The sequence below is a fragment of the Streptococcus caprae genome (genome assembly GCF_042649745.1).
Taxonomy (GTDB): Bacteria; Bacillota; Bacilli; order Lactobacillales; family Streptococcaceae; genus Streptococcus; species Streptococcus caprae.
Window position 1 is genome coordinate 1 of record NZ_JBHRZV010000026.1, and the last position, 830, is coordinate 830.

The 830-nt window shown below is 40.2% G+C and carries 1 protein-coding gene, 1 tRNA gene and 1 rRNA gene; all 3 read left to right on the forward strand.

Annotated features, from left to right (window positions below; all coding sequences use genetic code 11):
- A 5S ribosomal RNA gene (rrf, locus tag ACFORF_RS03440) occupies window positions 1-98 on the forward strand; the annotation flags it as partial.
- A gap of 5 nt (window positions 99-103) precedes the next feature.
- Window positions 104-176: transfer RNA gene (locus tag ACFORF_RS03445), tRNA-Asn, on the forward strand.
- 176 nt (window positions 177-352) lie between these two features.
- Window positions 353-829: a sigma-70 family RNA polymerase sigma factor gene (locus ACFORF_RS03450; protein ID WP_380425528.1), complete on the forward strand. Its 477-nt coding sequence runs from the start codon at window positions 353-355 to the stop codon at window positions 827-829.
- Window position 830: the final 1 nt, after the last annotated feature.

Sequence of the window (830 nt, forward strand, 5' to 3'; positions counted from 1 at the left end):
GGAGATACACCTGTTCCCATGCCGAACACAGCAGTTAAGCCCTAGCACGCCTGAAGTAGTTGGGGGTTGCCCCCTGTGAGATAAGGGAGTCGCTTAGCTAGAATCCGCCATAGCTCAGTTGGTAGAGCGCATGACTGTTAATCATGATGTCACAGGTTCGAGCCCTGTTGGCGGAGTAAAGAAGAAGGTAGAACGTTGAGAAATCAGCGTTTTTTTCTATTTTTAAAGAAAAATGAGAGATTTGATTCGTAAAAGAATTAAAAAGGTTTCAGTAAGTAACATGACATATATGTCATGTTCAAATTTGAAAAAATTGTGTACACTAGCATCATCAAAAAAAAGGAGATGCAGTATGACATCATTTGAACGTATTTATCTGGAAGTAAGACCGATTGTATTACGGTTACAGCGAGTTTATCATATTCAATTATGGACTCGAGCGGATTGGGATCAAGAAGGGATGTTGGTTTTATATTTATTGGTAAAGGAGCATCCGGAGTTAGTAGGGAGTCGGCAGTTATTTGTATATTATAAGACAAAGATGACGAATTATGTGAAGGATCAGATACGCAAGCAAGAGAGTAAAAAGCGCAAGTTTAATAAGTTAGCGTATGAGGAGATTAGTGAGATCGCATTTAGTATACCTTCTCGTCAGTTAGATTTAGAGGATTATGTGACCTATAAGGATAAGATGGAAGAATTGCGAGGGTCCTTGACGGGTGAGGAGTTGGAGAAGTTAGAGGCACTTATAGCAGGGGAGAGTTTCAAGGGGAAGGCGGCGTTTATTCGAGAGATTAAGAATAGATTTGGACACGAAGATGGGATGTAAT